Here is a 24,712-nt window from a genome sequence, read left to right on the forward strand (position 1 = left end):
TTTATTATATTGCGGCATATTTTCTTTCCGATTGTCGGGGGACAATTAAAGAACGGCCGCTCTTCAATTCTATAATTTAAAGAGAGGTCTCTTATGGCTGTAACATCCCGCCATGAACGTCCCGCGGAAAGAGGATGCCAGCCTTTATCTTTTCCGGCTTTCGTTTTGTTCATTGCCGGAATGATGGCTATTCCGTCTTTGGCTTTTGATTCTATGTTACCGGCTTTGCCGGAAATGGGAAAAAGCTTTTCGGTTACAAATCCAAATGACCAACAATGGATTATTGTTGTTTATTTTCTGGGTATTGGTTTCGCCCAAATCTTCTATGGTCCTTTATCTGACCGCTTTGGTCGTAAGCCGGTTTTGATAACAGGTTATATCCTGTTTATCTTGACTAGTTTGATGGTCGGGCTGTCCCAAAGCTATCCATTATTGCTGGCTGCCCGTTTGATCCAAGGTGTCGCAGCGGCCTCGTCCCGTGTTTTGGCAACCTCTATTGTTCGTGACTGTTTTTCCGGTCGGCGCATGTCAAAAGTCATGTCCTTTGCGGTCATTATTTTTATGGGCGTGCCTATTTTTGCACCTTCATTGGGATCAGTCGTCTTATTATATGCATCTTGGCGGGCGATTTTCTTCTCTTTGACCTTATTTACCCTGTTCTTCATTGCCATGATTATCTGGCGTTTGCCGGAAACCTTGCATCCTGAAGATCGGCGTGATCTTGACTGGAAAGATACCATCAGAGCCGCAGGGCTTTTCTTTAAGAGCAGAGATACGGTTGCCTATACTTTGGCTTTGATGATGATCGAAGGTGGTTTGTTGGGTTATCTTAACTCTGTTGTGGAGATTTTTACCGATAATTTTCACGCTTCACCGAAAGTCTTTAACCTTGCCTTTGCCGCAGGCGGGGGCTTCATGATTCTGGCCTGTCTTACTAACTCTTTTCTGGTCGAAAAAGTGGGTATGCATCGGTTAGGACATGGGTCATTATTCATGATGATTGCAATGTCTATCGCTCATGCTTTCTTGGGCTATTGCGGTCTCGAAACGGCTTATACTTTTGTCATCATGCAGGGTATGACCATGTTTTTCTTTTCTCTCTGCATTGCCAATTTCTCGGCCATTTCTATGGAACCCATGGGGCATATCGCGGGTATGGCATCATCAATCCAAGGATTCATCTGGCTCGTCGGCGGTGATTTCTTTGGGGCGATATTGGGACAGATGTTTAATAATACCATTTTCCCGATGACCATCGGAAACGCTCTTTATGGTCTCTTTGCCCTTGCTATTATTTTATGGGCTGAAAAAGGCCGCCTTTTTGTCCCCAAAGAAAATCAGTAATCTTTCGATATTCTGATATTACCGCTTGATCGTCCTACGGTCGAAACCGATGACAAAAGCGAAAGCCAGCGATTGATCTGGAACTGAACACTGGTCAGGGAATATCCCTGACCATCGGTTTCGACTTCGACATAGGTATGCCGTCCGATATATTTACCGGCTGCGACGGCAGTTTTCTGGCTATTCTGGCTAGATGATGTAATCCTAAGCCGGTCAAGTCTGGCTAACTTTCTGACATTATTGATCGGGTCAACATTCGCACCCCCATGTCGTAGCTGATTAAGCGCGCTGGCAAGCTGTAACGCTTCTGGAGCAGACAGATTGGTAATCGAACTACCAAACAAAAGTTGTGCCAGTAATTCATCTTCCGGCATAGCGGGATTGCTGGTAAAATTGATTTCCGGTTTTAAAGCCGTGCCAGTAACGTGAATAGTCGCATCTGTTGAATTAAGCGTTGCACGCGCCGTCAGATCAAGCGCTGGTTCGACGGGTACTTCGCCTTGGAAGCGAATATTCCCGCGATCAAGCGTAAAACGTCGCCCTGCAAAATCATAATTACCCCGAATAAGATCAGTTCTTCCCAAAATAGAGGGATTGTCGATATTCCCACTAATATTAAGCTCGGCGCGCCATTCGCTATCCAATCCCATACCAGTCACATTGAGACGGTTATGCGCATGGGTCTTTAAATCCAATGTCCATGCTTTTGGAGGCGTTTGCGTTACCGGATTTTCTTCGATGCGATTGATCTCTTTAATCGGTAAATGAGGAATCGACGCATTTGATGACTTGCCTAGCTGATAATTGGCGCGCTTGATCTGTATGTCCCCGCTGATACGTCCTCCATCGCCTTGGGAATCCAGCGACAAATCGCCGGACACCGTCGCTTTGAAATCATCGCGGTTAATCAGAACGGCATCATCTGCTTTTAAGCGGATAGCCAGACCAACACCTTGAGGCGCTGCGAAATTAATCGTCGCCTTGCCATTGATCCGCCCTTTGTTTGAAGTATCTCCGCTAAATTGATCTATAATAAGGCTGGTATCTGCAAAGTTACCTTGCATTTGCACTTGATCGATAGTCAGGCCTGTTGTTGCACCTTCTAATCGACCTTGATTCATTGCCAATTTGCCGGTCAAAAAAGGATGATCAATCGTGCCACCAACATCGGTGAAAAACGCAAGTCCACCGGAAAGATCAATATTGTCGATACCCAATAATCGCCACAGGGTTTCGCTGGCACCTTTAAAACGGATTTGTGCTCTCATAGGCAGATGGCGAAATTCTGTCAGATTAAAAGACGTATTTGGGCTGTTCCGCCATTCGGCCTGTGCCCGTCCAACAATCTGATTATTATCTTGAACGACCGCTCTTAAAGCCAGCTTTTCAGGATTGAGAATAGCCGCCACACCCGCGTCAATCGGACGTGATGATAGAAAAATACCGGAACGAGACAATCCCCGCAGAGTAAGATTCATCATACCTCTTGGGATATTAGTCTGATCTTGCTGCCATGTAATTTGGCCATGGGCATAGCCACCAAGGCCTAATCCCGGATGAAAAATATCTAGTAAAGATAAAGGAATTTTTTCGAGGGCGATGCTGCCTTCATTTTTGCTTTTACCAAGATAACCTTTTAATTTGGCGCTGCCGCCACCTGTAATTTCAATCCGGCTTTCTTCAAGACGAATACCGCCATCTTTATCTTTTGTAAGCTGCGCTGCTTTATCAAGGCGAAGCCCGATATGGGCAATGCTACCATGACCTTCGATAGAATAATGATCGCGAGATAGATGGATTAGGCTGTCTATATCAAAAGGTTGACCGCGATTTCCAGATGCGACCAGATGAAAAATACCCTCATCACGATCGAAATGAAAATTCCCCTTTAACTGACCAATATCAAATAATTTTCCTTTGATTTCTTGCCCTGACAGCAGGCCATCCACAATAGACGTATTTTGGCCTAGCTGGATATGAGCATTGATATCACCATGACGAATAACCGATTCAAAAACACCGCCTAAATGACCGTTGTTGGTCGTCAGGGCGACATTTATCTGCTGTTCGTTATCAGATGTAGGATTGAGTGGGACTTGAAAATTAATTCGACCAGTCAACGCGCCACTGGATTGTAGCTGACCATTAACGCCCCGTCCAACAGCCGTCAGATCGCCAGAAAAATGAGATGCCGAAATATCAAGATTTTGAACATGGATGACGGTTGGCTGGCGGGGGATGACATCAATTCGTCCCAATCCCTTAAAATTGCCGAGAGGCGATCCACCATGGCTATTCCAATCATACCCTTTTTGTGTTGGTTCAAGGATCAGATTGACGTCTTTTAAACCAAGGCTGTCAACCGGATGGTCAAGTTGAATATCAAGATGAGGATGGGCAATATCACCATCAAGTTTCAGCCTTAAACTGCCATAGCTACGTTGATTGCCGCTGCCGATAAGATGCAACGGATTGCCATTGCCATTATCGCGTTGCCCCTTCGCATTGAGCTGGAGGGCAGGGGATTGCAGGATAACTTTTTGAAGGTCGGTCGTCCCGTTAATTTGCCGTGTAAAATCAACGTTAAGCGTCGGTGCGCCTTCCATCAGACCTTTTAGAAAAGCATTCTCAAAATTTTCTGTCCATGTCTTTAAATGCCCCGTGGCCTTTACCCCATCTACACCCGCATGATGCTCGACATAAATTTCACCTTCGGCATCCAAAAGGGCAAATTCAGGTATAGGATAACGTGTCAGACGGGGTTTGATATCGGCCTGATAACTTCCGTCTTTTAAATCTATATCAAGCAGACCTTCACCACTCAAAAAATGAGATGCCAAAGAGGTCTTTTCTCCAATGAGATGGTTATGGGTTATATGAAAGATGCCGCTGATAACTAAATCGCGCGTTAAATCTTCTGTGGTATGATCTGTGCCAGAAATATGCTTGATTGTAAGCTTTAAGGGCAGATGCGATAATCCATCAGATAGAAGCGTTTCGCCTTCCAAAGTCGCCGCTTCATAATGCTCTTTCCCAAAAGAAAGCCAGCCTGCTTTGAGCTGATAACTGAAATGTCCTTTTTCAAAGCTACCATCCAGATGGTTTAGAAGGGTAATATGCTCGCCTTCCATCTTAGGATCGAGCGCTTTGCTTTGCCTTAACAGGGTCTCGATGACGATCGAATGATAAAGACCCTTGGCAAAATCAATGCCGCCTTGGCTTTTTATATCAAGCGTTGGGGAAAGAAGGCGTATCTGACCATTGATGCTATGATCTTTCTGGTCAAATTCTGATAAAATACGGGTTTCACTACCCAATAAACGGGCTGTATTGGGCTTAACAAGGCGCGATAACGCCGCCCAACCCGCAATATACCAGTGACCTTTATTTTGTTTTAAATGGATATCAGCCAGCGGATTCTGGTCGAGTAAAGCATGAATATGCCCTTGCCAGTTTGTCCATTCTCCTTGCCCGTTTAAATCGGCAGCGAGTGTTTTTTTAATTCCGGTAAGATCAGCAATCGATCCTTTTTCTGGTGCCAATAGATTGGCTTTTAACGCAAATCTGTTTTTTTCAGGATTGATGTCTGCCAGAAAATGAAAGCTGTCTTTTAAGGTCGAAGTAATTGTGATTTCAGCCTTTAACTGGCCGGAAGTCGATAGCGCATGACCTCGGATATCCATAACGGGAATAGCCGTTATATTCTGTTGAGGGTTATTTCTCTTTTGGGGAATAATTTCGATATGGGTCAGTATCAGATGGTCTATTCTGATATAGCTATTGGGTAGCCGAAAGGGTTTTCCTTGTGATTTAAGCCGTGGCAAACGCCATAAGCGGGCAGAATTGGCCTGTAATGTCTGAATATCCCAATGTTTTTTCCATAGATCCCATAATCGCCAATCCAGCGTAAGGTTGGGTATTTCAAGAAAAACGCCATCAAGATCATAAAAGCGGAGTTTCTCTATCTGCATTTTATGCCAGATAGAGCCATCAATATGTTCTATTGAAAAATGCAGACCAGTTGGCAGTTTTTGTTTTCTAATTTCATCGATAATTAGGCGATGTCCAATGGATGAATCTAGAAAAAGCAAAAAAATCGCCGGAAGAGCCACCGCAAAAAAAAGGATGGGAAGAAGAATAAAACGCCAGAGATGCCGCAATTTTGATTGTTTTTGTCCGGCTTTTTCCTTTTCTATCGGCGAATGAATCTCTGCCATTTCCTCGGGCAAAGTTTCTTTGGATTCCGGCGGCATATCCTGTTTTTCGGGCATCAGAAGGCCTGCCCTAGGGAGACATACACACCAATACGATTTTCACCAGCATGACGATGGAGCGGGGTGCCAAGGTCAACGCGCATAGGGCCAAAGCTGGTATAATAACGCAATCCCAAACCTGTCCCCAAACGTAGACCGCTCATGCGTGGTAAGGTTGATGTGTAAAGATTACCGGCATCAAGGAAAGGCACCAATCCCAAATCCCCAAAGCGGAAACGGGTTTCAATAGAAAATTCGGCAAGGCTTGAGCCACCAAGCGGTTTTCTGTTGGCATTTAGATTACCAATGGCCTGATAACTGAAACCACGAACAGAACCGCCACCGCCAACATAATAACGACGGGACGGCGCAAGGTCACTGCTGTCGCTGCCTATAATAGATCCCATTCGGACGCGTCCGGCCAGCACAATATTATGACCAAGCGGTTGGTAGCCGCTCGCGTCTATTTGGGTTCGGATATAAGGCACTGTTTTGTGCAGAAATGAAATTTCTGGTGAAGCATGGGCGCTTAATCGAAAGCCTTTTGTCGGGTTCAGCAGATTGTCACTACTATCATACCCCAATTGACCAGGCAGGGCGGCTATCAAATATTGATGATGCCCAGCACCATAGGTGTAGTAGCCATTATCGCGTTCGTCTGAACCAATAAATTGGCCGCCAATCGACCAGACCCATTTTTTTTGCCAGATAATATTGGTTTCGCGTTCAAAGCTCGCTGATAACGTGGCAGTGCGTGCATCATAAGCGCGCCTTTTGGTATGAAGAACCGAAAGGCTGGAAGACAATATATGGTCTCTTGCCCCTTTATTGCCTTGCCTTAAAGATGCGCCCACACCTTGGTCGCGCGTTCCCAGAATACCAGAGAAGGTGACCGCGCCTTCCGGCTTTATCATATTACGATGAGTCCAACTAACATCCGAACGAACACCTTCACCATTTCCATAGCCAACCGTTCCAGCAATAGTATGAAGTGGCGCTTTTTCAGTCGTAATCGCGATATTGGTAACATTCGGATGATCGGGATCTGGCACTGGTTTCAATTGGATAGTGGAAACCAGACTGGTTTGAATAACGGCGCGCCGTAAATCATCAAGCAATACCGAATCATAAGGGGTGCCAGGGTGAAAACGGGCAATCTCATTAAGGTGATGCGTATCGAGCGGTTGACTGTTTTTGTTAAGGATGATTTCGCCAAATTTTTGAGGCTTGCCTGTTTCGACATTCATCACCAGACTGCCCGTAAAATTGCTGTGATCGACGATAATATCTGGCTGGGTGATCTGGGCAAAGGGGAAGCCCAGATGACCGAGTTGTTTCTCCAAATCTTGATCGGCCGAAATAATGGCAGCTTGATCTACTGGGTCATCTTTATGAATCGGGTAAATTTTTTGTAAGCCTAGTTGTGGCGTATCTTCTTTATCCAAGCCGTTAACCTTGACATCCGTAAAGCGATAAAGCTGGCCGGGGTTAACTTTGAATTCGATAACGACTTTATGTTTTTCAATAATAGGGGTTAGGCGCGATTCAACCGAAGCGTCATAATACCCACCAGACTGCAACAAAGCAGTCAGATTTTCGCTGTCACCCCTGATTCGTCTTCTTATTTGGGCAATATTGGCGCGTTTCCGGCGCGTCATATAAAGCGTTGAAAGACCATTAAAACTACTTTGCCATGTATGCTCGCGCGGCGGCAAACCTGTAATTTTAACTGTGTAATGATAACCAAGATTATTTTCTGAAACGGAAGATATTTTACTCTTGGAAGATTTCGGTTGGTTATCAGCCTTGCTATTCACAGAAGGGGATAAATCGCCTTCTGTATTGGAATCTGTTTTTTGAAGATCTGGCCAGTCTACCCCAAGATCAGACCAATTATCCAAAGGTGCCATTGAAAAACCTTTGCTGTTGTCGGTCATGATGTTTTTTTGGGGTGGCGGCTTTGCCTTGACCGCTTCGATATAGGTCAAAAAAAACGTTGCTGCGATCACCCATGATGCAACATGTTTTTGTCTTTTCTTCTTTAAAAAGCCTGCCTCTTTGATGGGAAAAGGCCTGAAGAAACAGGTCATCAATCCGGCTTGACCACGGCATCTGGCATCATATCATCGGAAAAACTGGCGAGAGTAGGAATAAGTTCCTGATAATTGCTAATAACACGGTCGGCGCCCAAAGCAGTAGCCGGAACATCAGAATAACCAAAGCTTACCAGAATAACGGGTAAATCGGCATTGTGGCCTGTTTTGACATCAGTAATAGAGTCGCCAATAAAGGCTGTCCGGCCGCCGCCCATTGCATGGATCGCTTCGAGTAAAGGCTTTGGATCGGGTTTTCTGACTGAAAAGCTGTCGCCGCCAATAATATCTGAAAAATAGTGATCCCAACCCAGCTGGTGGATAATCGGCCGCGCCAGACATTCCGGTTTGTTGGTATAGACAATCAATTTTAAACCGAGGTCTTGAAGCGCTTTTAATATTTCTTCGACGCCTTCATAGGGGCGCGTATGTACCAGAACATGCTTTTTGTAATAAGCCAGCATCAAAGGGAATCCTTTGACCATCAATTCCTGATTGATACCGCCCGTCACTTCCAAAGCTTGTTCCATTAGTCGCCGGATACCTTTACCCATCATTTTTTCGACCTGTTCCTGTGTCGGAACGGGACGTCCCATTTGTTTTAAAGCATAATCAAGGGCTGCATGAAGGTCAGGTGAACTGTCGATAAGCGTGCCATCGAGATCAAAGCCGATAAAGTCAAATGGAATACGGGACATAATGGGTAAAAACTCCCTGCTATAGAATAAAGGCTATTTATCCCCGTGGGGCGCAGTCATAAGAGACAGAACAACAGCAATAATTTACGATGTCGTGGAAATATATCGGCTTATAGAGATATTTGCCTGTAAAATTAAGTCTGTTCCTGTTCTGGAAATAGGCACAACTTCATGGCAAAAGCCGAATATAGGAGAGTTTTTGTTATGACTGCTCATAAGCCTTTTTCTGCTGTTATTCTGGCTGCGGGTAAGGGAACGCGGATGCGTTCGGATACCCATAAGATATTACATGCCCTTGCTGGCAGACCTCTTTTAGGATGGGTTCTGGACAGCCTTGCTCCGTTATCGCCTGATCATACCGTGGTTGTGACAGGTTCCGGTCGCGAGCAAGTCGAAAATTATCTAAAACAGGTTGATTTGCCCGTTACCTCGGTTACCCAAGAAGAGCAATTGGGTACGGCACATGCTGTGGCACAGGCTAAATCCGCTTTGAAGGATTTTAAAGGGGATATTGTCGTTCTTTATGGCGATGTTCCTTTAGTGCAACCCAAAACGATAAAAGCCTTGCTGGAACGCTTGCATCATGAAGACAAGCCGACAGTGGCCGTTTTAGCGTTCAGACCTGACGATCCGCGTCAATATGGGCGTATTGTCACTGATAAGACCGCCCATATCCAAAAAATGGTCGAATATAAGGATGCCAGCGAAGAAGAGCGGGCAATCACCCTGTGTAATAGTGGCCTATTAGCCATCAGAGCGCATGATCTTTGGCCGTTATTATCACGGGTTCAGAATAATAACGCATCAGGCGAATATTATCTGCCTGATATTGTTATGCTGGCTTTGTCCGAAGGCTGTCAAGCTGTGACTGTTGATGCGGAGGCTTGGGAAGTTTCCGGCGTCAATAATCGGGCAGAACTCGCCAGCCTTGAAAGCCTGTGGCAAAATCGCAAGCGGCAGGATGTCATGAAAGACGGGGCTAGTCTGATTGCACCTGAAACCGTTTGGTTCAGCTATGACACTGAAATCGGGCGAGATGTCATTATTGAACCGCAAGTCTTTTTTGGACGTGATGTTAAAGTTGCCAATGGTGTAACCATTCATAGCTTTAGCCATATTGAGGGGGCTGACATTAAAGAAAATGTTGAAATAGGCCCCTTTGCACGGTTGAGACCCGGTGCCGAGATTGCTGAAAAAGCTAAAATCGGTAATTTCGTTGAGATCAAGAAGTCCAAAGTCGAGAAAGGCGCCAAGGTTAATCACCTGACCTATATCGGGGATGCGACTATTGGCGCAGGTTCTAATATCGGCGGCGGCACTATCACCTGTAATTATGATGGCTTTAACAAAAGCCGGACGGAAATTGGCGAGAAAGCCTTTATCGGTTCCAATAGCGCGTTGGTTGCGCCGGTGCGTATCGGGGCAGGGGCTATTATTGCCGCAGGGTCAACCATTACCCATAATGTGCCAGATGACAGCTTGGCGATTGCCCGATCGGAACAAGAGAACAAGGCCTTATGGGCAAAAAAATTTCGGCAGAGAAAAAAGAAAAAATAAAGAAAAGCCGGTTTTTACCGGCTTTTTTTATAGCAGTGCCCTTTGCCAAAAAACAAAAAGTCAGGGAGATATCCCGTCCAATAAACGGCGATTATTTTTCAAAAAGATAGCTTAATATAAAAATATTCCGGCTGCCATCAGCAACCGGAATATCAAAATTTTTTATTATTGAGACGATAATTTAACCCTCAGGATTATGGCCGAGAACATTATCGAGCCAGTTTTTATCTAAGGCTGGATCGGCATGTCCTGTTGATTTTTCTTTACCAGAATCTGGCTTTGTCGCGGATTTTTCATTGCCCTTGGAACGGTTGTCATCCGCATCCCCTGCGTGTTTTTCTGTCACCGCTGGTGGCAGAGTAGGCGCGGGGGTATCCGCCGGAAGACCGGAAGTCGCCGGATGAATAGCCGCAGCATCACCGAAATAGGTTTCGTCATCCGGTTCAACCTGCGAATCTGGCAAAGTTACCTGTGTGTCAAAAGGCACAACAGGCCGATCAGCCACAGCGACACGCATATATTTCGAGAACGCCATGGCCGGAGCATGACCGCCGGATAATCCCGGAACAGGTTTAGAATCATCGCGCCCCATCCAGACGCCTGTTGTCAGACCACTAGAGAAACCGATGAACCAGCCATCATGACTAGATGAAGTCGTTCCGGTTTTACCGGCAACAGGGCGACCTATCTGGGCAGCGCGTGCGGTTCCGGTGGCAACTGCCGTTTGCAGCAAATCAGTCATTTCCGCTGCAACCCAAGGGGCTAATAAGACCTGATCGCTGTTATCAGGATGCTGATACAACAATTTGCCATAGCTGGTCGTGATGCGGCTAATACCATAAGGGGTAACCGCAATACCTTTTCTGGCAACGACAGCAAAAGCGCGGGTCATATCAATCAAACGGACATCGGAAGTTCCCAGCACCATTGAAGGCACAACATCAATCGGTGTTGTGATGCCTAATCTTTTAGCCATGGTGGCGACCGTGTTAAAGCCGACCTGACTACCAAGTTTGGCGGCAATCGTATTCAAAGAGAAGGCAAAAGCTGTTCTGATGCTGATATCACCTGAAAAATGACGGGAAGCGTTTCTCGGACTCCATCCGTTGATGGTCACTGGTTCATCAACAATACGGTCATCGGGGCGAACCCCACTTTCCAAAGCCGCGAGATAAACAAAAAGTTTGAATGATGAACCCGGCTGACGAGTCGCCTGTGTTGCCCGATTATAGATAGAAGAAACGTAATCGCGGCCACCAACCATGGCTCGAACCGCACCATCGCTATCAAGCGTCACCAAGGCACCTTGCGCCCCTTTCGGGGTGGAGTCTTGAATCGTTGTATCTGCGGCTCTTTGCATTCCGAGATCAAGCGTTGTCCAGACGTCAATCGGTTCTGTGCTGGGCTCGATCAGAGAATCCAACTGTGCCAAAGCCCAGTCTGTAAAGTAGCGCACACCATTTTGATGCGGTTCAGCCGATAAAGCAACATTTTGCGGATCGGCATTGATCTGTTCGGTTGGGTTGATCAGATGCTGTTCTGCCATCAATCCCAAAACAACGCGTCCACGGCTAACTGCGGCTTCTGGATCCGCGGTTGGCGAATAATTGGAAGGTGCCTTGACCAAACCTGCGATAATAGCAGCTTCGGGAAGTGAAAGCTGGGTTGCCGGATGCCCGTAAAATTTACGGGAAGCTGCATCAATCCCGTAAGCACCACCACCAAAATAGACCCGATTAAGATAAAGTTCTAAAATCTGGTTTTTAGTGAATTTTTGCTCAATCGCTAATGCCAGCAAGGCTTCCCGCGCTTTACGGGCAAAGCTGTAATTATTGGTCAGGAAGACATTGCGGGCTAATTGCTGGGTGATGGTTGATGCCCCTTGCCAGCGTTTGCCTTGGCCATGGTGAATAATCGCCACCCCGACAGCCCGCATCACCCCTACCGGATCCACACCGATATGATAACGGAAACGACGGTCTTCTGTTGCGATCATCGCCTGCGTCATGGATTTCGGGATATCATTATACGGAATCCAACGGCCATAGCCGGGACCCATATTAACGATAACCGTGCCGTCATTCGAGTGAACCCGAATGGTTTGACCATTGGGAGAAGCCTTCAGCTTGTCAAAATCAGGCAGGCTACTTTTGGTTGTGTAAACAGCTATTCCCAAAAGCACAGCCAAGACCAAGATAATCGTCGCCAATATGCCACCGACGATCAAGACAAGGCGCAAGGCTTTTCTTTGGGGGCGGTTTTGAGGGTTCTTTGAAGGTTTGCTGCTCATTTCAGGGTCAATTAAAGAGAAAAGGGAGCATCAATTATGCTGACGAGAGGCTGCATTTGCAGCTGCTTTAACGCGCCATAAGCGAAAAGGCGATTCTTTTGGTAACGGCATGGCTTCCAGCCACGGTGGCACCTGACCTTTTGCGAGCTGCGCGTAAAATCCATTCTTGGCTTCATTAAGGTAAATTGAGGATTCGGGCATCCCCGGACAAATCAATACCAGACTAATTGCGTGTCGTCTTATAATATTTTCTGCCTGTTCAGGGCTGCCCCGAAAAGCATGATGCACATCCAAAATAGCGTCTGCATTACGATGATACGGGCCTGCAATCGCCTGATGATGGGTCATTGCAATAAGGCGGGGGGCAAAATCAATAAAGGTCAAAATATTGGCTTGCGGGATGGCCTCGATAGATTTTAGCGCCGGAATAGTAGGGCATCGTCTTTCTGGATGGGACGGCGTTTTATTCTCACTGACTTTGTGATTTTCTTCTGCCCGATGAGAAGGCAAAGTGCTGCCTTTGGAAAAGGGATTTTTAAAGAAAGGTTTATGATGCCCTTGATGGGTATATTCGACTATTTTTAGAGGAATAAAGCTACTGGCAACAGCCAAAATAGAAAGAATGACAAGCGCATATCCCAACATTCCGGCATATGTTTTCTGTTTATCCATCTTCTTCAGAAGGGTCATAATCAGCCAGCAACAAGCAGGGACTGCCAATAATTGCGCGGCAGGCGATGTTCTTGTCTGCCATGCGGTCATAGCCAAGGCCGATAGAAAAATGAAGGCTAGATTGAGCCATCCCCCAATTCTGGGAGAAAAACGGTTATTCCATAAGGCCGGAAACAGCGAGATCAATCCAACAATCGGTAAAGACAGAATAAGCACGATAACTTTGATATCGCGACTATAAACGGGTTTGGCTTCCCCTACATGTGACATCCATAATTTATATAATTCTGGCGATATCGCTTCTGGTCGTCCAAGACATTGTGGCCAGCTATAGGCAAAAATACCGCCGATAAAGAGACCGGCGATAACAGCAGCCGAAAGCCGAAAAGCCCATCCTGCACGGATAGAGGCGATGAGTGCTACCAATAGTCCACCGCCTATCGTTGCTGTCAGCCAAACCGGAGAAAGCGCATCACAAACCGGCGCTCTATTGGCATAGGAAGCAAAGATAAGCCAACCGATCAGACTGGTTAAAGCTAGAGTGAAGCCATAATATTTTAAGGCTTGGGCATGACGAATATTTGTAACCCAAAATAACGTCTGCATACCGGCTGCAAGCGCAATATAAGGCAGAATCTCAAGACCAATTACCAAAGATAAAGTAGAAGAAAGCGCAACTGTAACAGCGCCTCTTTTCCTGTCGGGATCTGCATTTCCAGCGATAATCAGACTAAGAAAAGCCAGCTGCCAACCATGATGATCTATCCGCAGGGGTAAAAACATCCCCAATGTCACACCAGCGCAGAGCAACAGGCAATTGGCAACAAAAAAACTTTTTTCGCCTACAAGGCGACGGCAAGTGAGCGCGTTACCAAAAAAGAGAATTCCCAAAGGGAGAAGGGGCGCTATCGCTGTTCCAAAACGAATAGATCCCATGCTGCCAAGAAAGGGTTGGCTTATGGCAATCAAAGCCGCGATAGGAATATCAACTAGGCGCGACCAATGAATATTGGCACCTTTAGGCGGATTAAGACGATGTTGCTGTAAGTCGAACCATCCCTGACCATGAAGCCAGTCCCTGACTTCCGCAAGGCGGAGATTGTCATCGGTGTCAGACAGAGAAAGCCAATAAATAGCGTGACGATGGGTGTAAAGAAGAAAGGCTGCCGTTAAAATCCAGAATAGGCAGGTAATAAGTCGCCAATAATGCCGACTAATCTGATCCCATAACAGACTTTCTTGACTGTTATTGAGAGACAAGAAAGGTGTCACTACCACTTTTTTGAAAGTAGCTATCAAAGATTTATTTGAATGGACTTTGCCTGTCATTAACGGAAATCTTCGTTATTTCCGAAATACAAATTCATAGCGAATGCCTTTACCCCCACCCAATATCATTAATTCTGCCTATGAACGACCGATAAGATAAAATATTTATGGATCGGGCTTTAATCTTTTCTCTGACTGATGCAATAGCGATCCTATTCGGTCGCCATCTGTCTAAAAACAAATTTTGACCGTTTCCAATAGATATAAAGAAATGAGGTCTAATGTACCGGTCTCTTTGGTTAAAGCTAGAGAATTTTCTTGATGAAGAAAAGCGTTTGTTTCTGGGGCAAGTTATTCGTTTTGGCCTTACCGGAGGTTTTACCACTTTTCTGAATGCGGCTATTTATTATGTCGGTGCCAAATGGGGGCATATGGCTCCTTTATTCTCGAATTTTATCGGTTACCTCGTGGCTATGATTGTGGGCTATTTGCTCCACAACTATTTCAGCTTTCGGGGACATGGCTGCCAAGATCGCCATTGGCAGCTTTTTTTACGCTTTTGCCTTGCTTCTTTATTGGGACTGGGACTGAACAGCTTTTGGGTGGGCTGTATGGTCAATTATCTCCACCTCATGAAATGGACGCCCCTGCCTTTTATGGTTTTTGTAACGCCTCTCGTCAGTTTTTGGTTGAATCGTCGCTGGGTTTTTCGACCGTCTAAAAAATGAACATCGCCTAATTATTCTTATTTTACGGCAGGGACAGCCTTGGGCTTTGATCCGCTTTTGGGGGCAGAAAGCATAGAGCTAACTGTCGTAAAGCGATGGTCTATTTTATATAAAATACCGTTTTCGCCCGACCATATCGGTATCAGATCATCTTCATGAGGCCACAAAGACGGCGGTATATCCATAAGCCAGAAATAATCGAAAGCCTGTCTTGGAAAAGATTCCAAGGTTTTATCGAGATCGGCTGATCCTCTAAAACGACATTGACGCGGATAAAGCGATTGAGATGGGTCGTGAATAAATCTTTTCGCCTCTGGAAAATGAATTGTCAGTAATTGCTGACCGGCTATTGCCCATTCACTATTGGTAAAAGCATCTTTTCTGACCGTTGCCATGGCAGGTAAATGGCTCATATGGTTGCTGACCCATGTCATAAGGCAGGGTGTAGAAACCATAGCTAAAACCCGTGATCCGGGAGCCATGAAATCAACCGCTTTCAGCTGCTTTTGATAGCCTTGGTCATAAAACCAAAAGCTGACTGTAGTCGCTGCCGTTCTTATCGTAAAAAACAGACAGGCCGCTATGGCGGCTATTCTTGCAAAATTTTGGTTTTTGGGAGCCTTCAACCCGACCAAGGCTGATGCAAAAATATAGGGGGCTAGTCGCATATCTGCAAAGGCGGCACTCAGCAAAATCCGAGGCAAACAGATATAGGCGATGAGCAGGATAAAACAGGCGAGTCCCATCGGGGGTGCCAGTCGCAAACGTCCCAAAAGAAGAATGAAACAAGCGACACCGATAGAGGCAATGTCAAAATTTTGCCAGCGATCCCGTAATGCGGAAAGAACCCATTCTATTTTAAGGTCAAATCGGAACCAGTCGCCATTTCCATCACTGACATGGCCTGAACGCCATAAAATCATTAGTAAAATAGGGGGCAGCAAGGGCAGCATCGCCAAAGCCGATTTATAACCGGCTTGGAACAGAGCTGATAAAATAGGCTGGTTATTGCGTCTGGCGTGGCGGTAATCACTTGAAAAATCAGCCGAAAAACAGAGTAAGCCCAAGATACCCCAGCCATAGCTATGACATGACCAGATAATAATCCCGAAGGGTATAAATATGAAGGCTCTTAAATAAGGGCTGTTTTTCAGGGTTATCCACAAGGCAAAGGCATTGAATGTCAGTGCCATGGATAGGCAATAATTCAAAAAACCGAATTGGAAAGGAAAACCATAGATAAAGGGTAACGCAAAGGCCGCCGTGGGCGGAATCTTGCCATGTACGGCTTTCGCAACCGCTAACAACCCCGCTGCGGTTACCATAACCATGATGATAACGCCGATTTTTAATCCTAATTCCAGCCCGAATAAATGGGCAAGCGGGATAATAAAAAGGTCAAAACCAAGATTGCCGACTAGATGCCAATCGAAACTATACCACTGATGCAGCCATGGCGATTGGTGAATACCCAGTTCAACCCGATATCGCCCAAGATGGCCGGGGGCATCCGTAAGCGGAGGCAATTCCGGCCAGAACAAAGGCACAGCAGAAAGCAGGATCAGACCCAAAATATAAAAAGGATTCTGCCACCAGTCGCTGTTTTTAAATGAAGATCGGGATGCAGGTCGAAAAGAAAACATTGCCGCGCTTATCCTTTTTCCTGTTCCGATGTGCAAGATGATTTGCTTTTTTTGTATAAAAAATGCTTAGGGTAAAAAGAGTGAGGACAGAATAAAATTAAAAAAACGATAATCTCTCTTTTGAACTCTGACCTTAACGCCTAAAAGGCTCCTCTATTCAATTTCGGCTAACCCCTCGCGATTAGGACGCGCTCTTTAATGCATGATGATACCGTGAACCAACCGATATCTTCTCTTTCTGCGGAAATAAACCAGAAGAATAAAAATTTTATGCCGATGTTATCGGTGGTTATTCCTACCTATAACGAAAAGGGGAATATTGCCGCTTTAGTCGAAGCTGTAAGAGACGCCTTAGGGGATATCCCGTGGGAAATGATTGTTGTTGACGATGATAGTCCTGATAAAACCTATGAATTGGCCTTTCAGTTAGCCCACAAAGAACCTCGTCTTCATTGTATCAGAAGAGTCGGTCGTCGCGGTTTGTCTTCGGCTGTCGTGGAAGGGGCTTTGGCCTCCAATGGCGATTTTATCGCGGTTATGGATGCCGATTTTCAGCATGATGAGAAAATGCTGAAACCCATGTATGAAAAGATGATCGCTAAGAAAGCTGATCTAGTTGTTGGAACGCGTTATGCGGGTGATGGCGGTGTCGGAGATTGGGACGAAACCCGACGGCAAATGAGTGATTTTGCCACAAGGCTTAGCCGTATTCTGATCGGTAACAAGACATCTGACCCGATGAGTGGCTTTTTTATGCTGCGCCGTGAGGTTGTTGAGGCGTCAGTTTATGATTTATCGCAACAGGGATATAAAATTCTGTTGGATATTATCAGTTCGGCTCCAATGCCTTTGCATATTGAAGAGGTTTCTTACGTCTTTAGAAATCGGCGTGAAGGCGAAAGCAAAATCAGCTTGCAGGTCATGGCTGAATTCCTGTTTCAGATCATTGAAAAAATGTCCCATGGTCTCATTCCGGGACGTTTCGTTCTTTTCAGTGCTGTCGGTGCGCTTGGCCTTTGTGTCCATTTAGGGATTTTGTTTTTACTGAAATCTTATCACGTCGCTTTTTTGCCAGCGCAAACGGCGGCTATCGGCTGTGCGATGCTGTTTAACTTCTTTGTTAATAATGAGCTGACTTATCGTGACCGAAAATTAAAAGGTTGGGCTTTTATTCCGGGATTAATTCTCTTTTGTCTGATTTGTAGCATTGGCGCTTTAGCCAATATCGGAGTCGCCGAGCTAGCTATTCATCAGACATCCAGTTGGTCTTTAGCGGGCTTGGCAGGGGCATTAATTGGGGCAGCTTTCAATTTTGGCGCTGCGAGCAAATTGATCTGGGAAAGAGTCAAAAAGCCAAAAAGAAAATAGTGAATCTTGAATTGGGAATCAGTTCTATTAAAAAATAGAGCTGCCTTTAAAGCTGAAAATTGCAGTATGGGCGATATATTCAGCATGGTTCTAAGGTGTCTTTTATATGCCTATACTTGCAAAACGTGTTCTTTTTATTGATGCTGAAGCCATGATTATCGACAAACCTGCCGGTTTGCCGGTGACTTCGGTTCGTGATGGTTCTCTCAGCCTTGAGAATTATCTGGCTTCATTATGCTTCGGCTTCAAACGTTGGCCAAGTATTGTCCATCGTTTGGATCGCGATACGTCAGGATGCTTATTGCTGGCGCGTAATCCTAAAATGCACCGTCGTTTAAGCGAAGCCTTTAGCCAAGGTCAGGTGAAAAAATGCTATTGGGCCATTCTAGAAGGCGTGCCGGAGAAAAATGAAGGCATTATAGACTTGCCTTTGTTGAAGATATCTTCGCCTAAAAGTGGCTGGCGGATCGTCGCAGATGATAAAGGCAAAAGAGCCGTTACTCATTGGGAAATCTTGGCCAAAAATAAAGGGCGCAGCTTGGTAGCCTTTCGTCCTGAAACCGGAAGGACTCATCAGTTAAGAGTGCATGCCGCAACAGGGTTAGGCTTACCTATTGTCGGTGACCCTTTTTATGGCAGTCATAAAGACGAAAATATTTCGCGAATGATGCTTCATGCGCATTCTTTGGAAATTGCCCGTCTGGAGAAAAAGCCAATTGCCGCCGAAGCCCCTTTACCCAAGGCATTTACAGATTTAGGGTTTTAGTTGCTGCCACATCGGAAGGCAAATTTCTTTGCCCTTATCATTCTAATATATCACCAGCATAGCGGCAATATGGTCATAATCCGACCATGGCTTGTGCCATCATTTACCTCGATCAGTTAATCGAGCATGGCCTGTGTGTCCTGATAGAAAGAGACCGTAAAAAATTTGACGATTATTGGGCGCTGGCTTTTATTGGATTTTACCCGTTTTTTAGAATATTTGCTCTATAAAATTGCATTTGAACCATTTCTAAAACTCAGGTCGGCGGCGTGCCGATTTGACCATAGAACGCTTACTTTTGCCATCTAAACGTCGTTGCTTACTGGCATATGTGGCTTTGGTCGGTTTCCGTTTTTTAGGAATAAAAGTAGCTGAACGGATTAGCTCGACAAGGCGTTCAAAAGCATCCTGCCGATTTAAAGGCTGGTCCCTAAAACGTTGCGCTTGAATAACAAGAATACCTTTGTTGTTAATTCTTGATGCCGCTATTTCCTGTAAGCGATTGATGACAAGTTCGGGTAAGCCAGAAATCGCCATATCAAAACGCAATTCTACAGCTGAAGAAACTTTATTCACATTTTGGCCACCGGGGCCTGATGCTCTTATAAAATATTCTTCTATAGAATCTGAATCGATACTTACTCTTTGAGTAATAAAATACTTAGACATTGAACATAAATTCTAAAAAGATGGGATTTTTCTTTCTTATTGCGTAGATATTTTTTTCTGGGAGGGTATCTGTGGATTGAGGGATAGAAAAAATCCCGTTACTCTACTTTCCCATGTTTTCTTTCTCGATCAATACCGGCAGCAAAAAAACGCTGTATAGCGATTTGTTGACTACCCTTAAAGAGTTACTTTCCGAGGAGGGTGACCCGATCGCTAATATGGCCAACACGGCTGCTTTGATATGGACATATATGCCTGATTTAAACTGGGTCGGTTTTTATCGGGCTATCCGAAGCTATCTGATTTTGGGGCCTTTCCAAGGAAAAGTTGCCTGCGTCAAGATACCTTATGGTCGGGGTGTCTGTGGCACGGCCGCCGCAACTGGACGGATACAATGCGTGCGGGATGTCCACACATATCCCAATCATATTTCCTGCGATCCTAGTGCCGCATCTGAATTGGTTATTCCTATAAGAGGACGTCAGAACCAGATTTTAGCGGTTATTGATCTTGAAAGCCCGACGATGGGGCGTTTCGATGCTGAAGATGTTGAGGGTTGCTCTCGCCTGATGGAAGTTTTGGGGCGTTTTCTTGGGTAAAATACTGGCTGTGGAGAATGTGAATGGCAGATATTGCTTATTCGATAAAAGAGATATCCCTTGCTGACTGCTTACCTATTCGTCAGGCCTATCTTTGGCCAAGCCTGACACAAGAAGAATGTGTTACCGATGGGGATAAAAATGCCACGCATTTTGGCGTTTTTGTCGGGGATAAATTGTCTGGTTGTGCTTCTTTCCATCATCTGGAAGGGCATAAAAAACGGATCCGGCGTGTGGCTGTTTCGCCTGAATATCGAGGGCAAGGCTTAGGGAGTGCGCTTTTAAAACATGCAATGGAAAAATTGGTTACACCTGATTTGACCGAAATATGGTTGAATGCCAGATTGCCTGCACAAAATTTCTATCGCCGCCTTGGTTTTGAAACAATGGGTGAGACTTTCTTTGAAAGAGATGTCCAAGAAATAAGAATGGTGAAAAAATATCCGATTGAATAATCAAAAATTCTGAAATTATTTTCTGATTTTAGCGGTTACGGCTTCTTCTGTTTGCTCTATAAAGAGATAAAAACAGGTTGTGTTATGAAAATCCCTTTACCTATAAAACGCTCTATCTGGACTGCTTTGATCGTAGGGGGATTTACTTGCCCTTTATATGCCCAAGCCGGTTATTCCGGCGATTTTTCTAGTGATCCTGTTGTCAGATCAGTAGAAAGAGGCTCCCCCTATGTAATTCCACCTCCCAACAGCGATCCCCAAAGATCGGGTGTTTACCAAGATGGTAACGGAAATGGCGGGCGTGGATATGCTAATCCCGCCGGACAGCGACATTTCCGTCAAGGGGATAGATTACCTTCCGAATGGCGCTCCTATGGTCAGAGACTACCTGACTGGGCTTATTATGGATTACCGGCTCCAGGAAATAATCAACAATGGGTGCGCTTTTATCAGGATATTTTTTTGATTGATGGTGTCGGAACCATTCTAGCCATAGCAGGTCAAAATAATGGGCCAGCGGCTTATTATGACGGCTATTATGGGAATAATGGCTATGTGGGCGGGAATTATTACGCGCCCCCTGTCGGTTATGATGACTATTACAATTATGGCGGTGCTTATCAGCCTGCACCACCGCCGCCTCCGCCACCCCCCTCGGCTTCGATCCGAAAACGCCAATATAAACAGCCCGAAGGCGCTGCGGTTTCTCCTGTAACCGAAGATGACGCCAATGGTTGGCGTTCTGATCCACCGCGACAAGGCGGCGTAAGTTATGATGAACGGGAAGAATATACGCCACGCTAAAACAGGATTCCGAGGCTGGTTATTCTGATAATATTTTAAAAATTTTGGAGTGGTTATAGACTTTCTGTAGACAATAATTTTCATTACTTCGATTGTGGATCGATAAAATTGGGGGCTGTTTCTTGCTCCCCACTTGTTTTATATCGAAAGAAAAATATCTTTTGGCTAGAATGTTTTAGAGAAATTCCAAGGTATTCTAGGGCTATTTTTTAAGTCAGTTAATTTAAAGGCTTCCTGCCTCTGGCAAACAGCCGTGAATAGAAAAAGGACCATGTCCGGATGTCGATTGAAGTCAAAATGCCAGCGCTTTCGCCTACAATGACAGAAGGCACCCTTGCGAAATGGCTGGTGAAAGAAGGGGATGCCGTTAAGGCGGGCGATATTCTGGCCGAAATCGAAACCGATAAAGCGATTATGGAATTTGAAACGGTTGATGCAGGGATCATCGCTAAAATTCTAGTGCCGGAAGGTAGTGAAAATATTGCTGTAGGTCAGGTGATTGCTGTCATGGCCGAAGCGGGCGAAGATGTTTCTCAAGTCGCCGCTTCTGCTTCATCACAGATATCAGAACCTTCTGAAAAAGCAGATGTCGCACAGAAAGAGACGGCAGATAGCGAAACGATATCCATCGATGCCTCTCTCGATAAGGCAATCAGCAACGCAGGTTACGGCAACAAAACAGAGAATATGACGGCTTCCTATCAAGAAAAAGCAGGGCGGATAAAAGCCAGTCCTTTGGCCAAGCGTTTGGCTAAGAAAAACCATGTTGACCTGAAACAGGTAAACGGTAGTGGCCCCCATGGGCGGATTATCAAAGCTGATATTGAAGCCTTCGTTGCTGAGGCTAATCAAGCCTCTTCTAATCCGTCAGTCTCTACGCCGGAAGCCTCCGGTAAAATAACGCATGATACGCCCCATAATAGCATCAAGCTTAGCAATATGCGGCGCGTTATTGCTCGTCGTCTGACTGAATCCAAACAAAATATTCCTCACATCTACTTGACGGTTGATGTCCAGATGGATGCTCTTTTGAAGCTCCGCTCTGAGCTCAATGAATCCTTAGCTGTTCAGAATATTAAAATCTCAGTCAATGACATGCTGATTAAAGCACAGGCCTTAGCCTTAAAAGCAACGCCTAACGTCAATGTTGCTTTTGATGGCGATCAGATGCTGCAATTCTCACAGGCCGATATCTCTGTCGCTGTCTCTGTTGAAGGTGGGCTGATTACGCCTATCTTGAAACAAGCTGATACCAAAAGCTTGTCTGCGCTTTCTGTCGAAATGAAAGAGCTTATTGCTCGCGCAAGGGAAGGGCGCTTGCAACCTCAGGAATATCAAGGCGGAACGTCCAGTATTTCTAATATGGGGATGTTTGGTATCAAGCAGTTTAATGCTGTCATCAACCCGCCACAGGCTTCTATCTTGGCGATTGGAAGCGGTGAAAGACGGCCTTGGGTGATTGATGATGCGATCACCATTGCTACCGTTGCAACTATCACCGGTAGTTTTGATCATCGTGTTATTGATGGTGCCGATGCGGCTGCCTTTATGTCAGCCTTCAAGCATTTGGTTGAAAAACCATTAGGGATTTTAGCACAATGAGTAATCAGGTCACGAAATCGGATAATTCAGAACCCTTAGCTCCCGCCGGAGAACCCGCCATTCGCGTTATTGCTATGCCAGCAAATACGAATGCCGATGGCCGGATGTTTGGTGGTTGGCTCATGGGTATGTTGGATCAAGCCGCCGGTTTGGTTGCTGCTCGCCATGCTTTGGCTCGGGTTGTAACCGTCGCTGCCGATTCTATCACTTTTCATGCGCCGGTTCAGGTCGGCGATGAATTGTCGCTTTATGCTCGATTGGTAAAAGTTGGCCGGACTTCAATGAAAATTGAAGTCGAAGGTTGGCGGCGTGTCCGGCATGAGCTGGAAACCATAAAAGCTATTTCTGGCTTGTTTACTTTTGTTGCCATTGATGAAGATCGTCGCCCTTGTCAGGTGCCGCCGATGAATGGAACGCGGTTGTTATCCGATAAAGCTGATAAATAGCCTCCGAAGAACAGCGGCAATTACAAAGGAAAGAGAACTTAACTCATGGCTGATCATTTTGATCTGATTGTTTTGGGCGGGGGTCCAGGAGGATATGTTGCGGCTATTCGGGCGGCTCAGTTAAACCTGAAAGTCGCTTTGGTTGAACGCGTCCATCTAGGTGGTATTTGCTTGAATTGGGGCTGTATCCCGACCAAATCGCTTTTGCGCTCTGCTGAAGTCTATCATGAGATGCAAAATGCCGAAGCCTATGGTCTAACCTCTTTCAAACCTGACTTTGATCTAGATAAAATTATTGCACGTTCGCGCGAAGTAGCCACCCGTCTAGCCTCCGGCGTTAAAACATTATTACGCAAAAATAAGGTTGAAGTCATTAGCGGCGTCGGTCAACTGACGGGTAATCAGCAAATGCTGGTAGAAACGACCGAAGGTGAAGAAAAAATCCTTGAAGCCAAGGATATTATCATCGCAACCGGAGCAAGGGCTAGACAGCTTCCCAATGTTCATTCTGATGGCAAGCATATATGGACTTACCATCATGCTTTAAAACCACCTGCCATGCCAAAAAAATTGCTGGTAATCGGGTCGGGGGCTATCGGTATCGAATTCGCCAGCTTCTATGCTGATTTTGGGGCTGAAGTGAGCATCGTTGAACATGCGCCCCAAATTCTGCCGATGGAAGATGCCGAGGTGAGCGCTTATGTCGCTAAAGCCTTTAAAAAGCGCGGTATCCGTATTCTGACACAGTCGGCTTTACAGAATTTGACGCCAGATGATGAAGGCGTAACGGCTGAAATCGCCGGAGCTGATGGCAAGGTTACGAAAGAACGTTTTTCTCATGCTATTGTCGCCATCGGTGTGGTGGCCAATGTTGAAAATATCGGTCTTGATAAACTCGGAATTAAACTTGATCGCGGTTTTATCGCCGTCGATGGCTTTGGTCGTACCAATGTTGATCATGTCTGGGCAATCGGAGATGTCGCTGGAGCACCTTGCCTCGCACATAAAGCTAGCCATCAAGGGGTTATTGCGGCCGAGGCCATCGCAGGCTGTGACCATGTCCATCCTTTAAATACCCAAAATATTCCGGGATGCACCTATGCAAGGCCACAAGTTGCCAGTGTGGGTCTCACTGAAGAAAAAGCGCGGCAACAGGGCTATAATGTCAAAATAGGCAATTTCCCCTTTATCGCTAACGGGAAAGCTATTGCTCAAGGGGCAACTGATGGCTTTGTTAAAACCGTTTTTGATGCCGACAGTGGTGCGCTTTTAGGCGCGCATATGGTTGGGGCTGAAGTAACTGAAATGATTCAGGGCTATACCGTCGCCAGAACGCTGGAAACCACTGAAGCGGAAATTATGGAAACGATCTTTCCTCATCCGACTCTTTCGGAAGCCATGCATGAAAGTGTGCTAGCTGCCTACGGGCGCGCACTGCATTTTTAAGGGGAGGGGC

The 24,712-nt window shown here is 45.7% G+C and carries 18 protein-coding genes; 11 read left to right on the forward strand and 7 right to left on the reverse strand.

Features of this window, described 5'->3' with window-relative positions:
• Window positions 1–93: 93 nt before the first annotated feature.
• Complete coding sequence (locus ZMOB_RS05275) at window positions 94–1,344, forward strand: multidrug effflux MFS transporter (protein WP_011240399.1); 1,251 nt, start codon at window positions 94–96, stop codon at window positions 1,342–1,344.
• On the opposite strand, the gene ZMOB_RS05280 is transcribed toward ZMOB_RS05275, so the two are convergent.
• The 3 genes from ZMOB_RS05280 to ZMOB_RS05290 form a co-directional block, all read right to left on the reverse strand.
• Complete coding sequence (locus ZMOB_RS05280) at window positions 1,338–5,615, reverse strand: translocation/assembly module TamB domain-containing protein (RefSeq protein WP_014500835.1); 4,278 nt, start codon at window positions 5,613–5,615, stop codon at window positions 1,338–1,340. The genes ZMOB_RS05275 and ZMOB_RS05280 overlap by 7 nt on opposite strands.
• A complete protein-coding gene (locus tag ZMOB_RS05285; protein ID WP_252507249.1) occupies window positions 5,615–7,585 on the reverse strand; it encodes an autotransporter assembly complex protein TamA in 1,971 nt (656 codons plus the stop codon). The genes ZMOB_RS05280 and ZMOB_RS05285 overlap by 1 nt, the downstream gene beginning before the upstream one ends.
• 101 nt (window positions 7,586–7,686) lie before the next feature.
• Window positions 7,687–8,388 (reverse strand): HAD family hydrolase, encoded by a 702-nt coding sequence (locus ZMOB_RS05290; RefSeq protein WP_014500837.1) that lies wholly within the window; start codon window positions 8,386–8,388, stop codon window positions 7,687–7,689.
• 204 nt (window positions 8,389–8,592) lie between these two features.
• Between ZMOB_RS05290 and glmU the strand changes: the two genes are divergently transcribed.
• Window positions 8,593–9,945: a bifunctional UDP-N-acetylglucosamine diphosphorylase/glucosamine-1-phosphate N-acetyltransferase GlmU gene (glmU, locus tag ZMOB_RS05295; protein ID WP_014500838.1), complete on the forward strand. Its 1,353-nt coding sequence runs from the start codon at window positions 8,593–8,595 to the stop codon at window positions 9,943–9,945.
• Window positions 9,946–10,126: 181 nt separating this feature from the next.
• On the opposite strand, the gene ZMOB_RS05300 is transcribed toward glmU, so the two are convergent.
• Both ZMOB_RS05300 and ZMOB_RS05305 read right to left on the reverse strand, forming a co-directional pair.
• Entirely contained in the window at window positions 10,127–12,235 is a 2,109-nt protein-coding gene (locus ZMOB_RS05300) for a transglycosylase domain-containing protein (RefSeq protein WP_014500839.1), read from the reverse strand.
• A gap of 30 nt (window positions 12,236–12,265) precedes the next feature.
• Window positions 12,266–14,236 carry a hypothetical protein gene (locus tag ZMOB_RS05305; RefSeq protein ID WP_014500840.1) on the reverse strand — a complete coding sequence of 657 codons (1,971 nt, stop codon included), beginning with the start codon at window positions 14,234–14,236 and terminating at the stop codon, window positions 12,266–12,268.
• 221 nt (window positions 14,237–14,457) lie between these two features.
• On the opposite strand from ZMOB_RS05305, the gene ZMOB_RS05310 reads away from it, so the two are divergent.
• Window positions 14,458–14,904 carry a GtrA family protein gene (locus tag ZMOB_RS05310; protein ID WP_014500841.1) on the forward strand — a complete coding sequence of 149 codons (447 nt, stop codon included), beginning with the start codon at window positions 14,458–14,460 and terminating at the stop codon, window positions 14,902–14,904.
• A 17-nt stretch (window positions 14,905–14,921) separates the two neighbouring features.
• On the opposite strand, the gene ZMOB_RS05315 is transcribed toward ZMOB_RS05310, so the two are convergent.
• Window positions 14,922–16,547 (reverse strand): hypothetical protein, encoded by a 1,626-nt coding sequence (locus tag ZMOB_RS05315; RefSeq protein WP_014500842.1) that lies wholly within the window; start codon window positions 16,545–16,547, stop codon window positions 14,922–14,924.
• 198 nt (window positions 16,548–16,745) lie between these two features.
• Between ZMOB_RS05315 and ZMOB_RS05320 the strand changes: the two genes are divergently transcribed.
• The gene (locus ZMOB_RS05320; RefSeq protein ID WP_014500843.1) at window positions 16,746–17,915 is read left to right on the forward strand and encodes a glycosyltransferase; all 1,170 of its coding nucleotides are present in this window, start codon (window positions 16,746–16,748) and stop codon (window positions 17,913–17,915) included.
• A gap of 106 nt (window positions 17,916–18,021) precedes the next feature.
• Window positions 18,022–18,681, forward strand: coding sequence for an RluA family pseudouridine synthase (locus tag ZMOB_RS05325; protein WP_012817281.1), 660 nt, complete (start codon window positions 18,022–18,024; stop codon window positions 18,679–18,681).
• Between the two features lie 249 nt (window positions 18,682–18,930).
• Here the strand turns inward: ZMOB_RS05325 and arfB are convergent, their stop codons facing one another.
• Window positions 18,931–19,350, reverse strand: coding sequence for an alternative ribosome rescue aminoacyl-tRNA hydrolase ArfB (gene arfB / locus ZMOB_RS05330; RefSeq protein WP_014500844.1), 420 nt, complete (start codon window positions 19,348–19,350; stop codon window positions 18,931–18,933).
• Between the two features lie 113 nt (window positions 19,351–19,463).
• Here arfB and ZMOB_RS05335 point away from each other — a divergent pair, with 113 nt between their 5' ends.
• From ZMOB_RS05335 to lpdA, 6 genes are all read left to right on the forward strand, one after another.
• On the forward strand, window positions 19,464–19,949 hold the full coding sequence (locus tag ZMOB_RS05335) for a GAF domain-containing protein (protein WP_011240411.1): 486 nt from the start codon (window positions 19,464–19,466) through the stop codon (window positions 19,947–19,949).
• A gap of 23 nt (window positions 19,950–19,972) precedes the next feature.
• Window positions 19,973–20,404 carry a GNAT family N-acetyltransferase gene (locus ZMOB_RS05340; protein WP_014500845.1) on the forward strand — a complete coding sequence of 144 codons (432 nt, stop codon included), beginning with the start codon at window positions 19,973–19,975 and terminating at the stop codon, window positions 20,402–20,404.
• Between the two features lie 84 nt (window positions 20,405–20,488).
• A complete protein-coding gene (locus tag ZMOB_RS05345) occupies window positions 20,489–21,208 on the forward strand; it encodes an RcnB family protein (RefSeq protein WP_012817278.1) in 720 nt (239 codons plus the stop codon).
• Window positions 21,209–21,487: 279 nt separating this feature from the next.
• Entirely contained in the window at window positions 21,488–22,810 is a 1,323-nt protein-coding gene (locus tag ZMOB_RS05350; RefSeq protein WP_012817277.1) for a pyruvate dehydrogenase complex dihydrolipoamide acetyltransferase, read from the forward strand.
• Window positions 22,807–23,256 (forward strand): acyl-CoA thioesterase, encoded by a 450-nt coding sequence (locus tag ZMOB_RS05355; protein ID WP_014500846.1) that lies wholly within the window; start codon window positions 22,807–22,809, stop codon window positions 23,254–23,256. Before ZMOB_RS05350 ends, ZMOB_RS05355 begins: the two co-directional genes overlap by 4 nt.
• A gap of 45 nt (window positions 23,257–23,301) precedes the next feature.
• Complete coding sequence (gene lpdA / locus ZMOB_RS05360) at window positions 23,302–24,702, forward strand: dihydrolipoyl dehydrogenase (protein ID WP_011240416.1); 1,401 nt, start codon at window positions 23,302–23,304, stop codon at window positions 24,700–24,702.
• Window positions 24,703–24,712 lie beyond the last annotated feature (10 nt).

The organism is Zymomonas mobilis subsp. mobilis ATCC 10988 (assembly GCF_000175255.2).
GTDB classification, from domain to species: Bacteria; Pseudomonadota; Alphaproteobacteria; order Sphingomonadales; family Sphingomonadaceae; genus Zymomonas; species Zymomonas mobilis.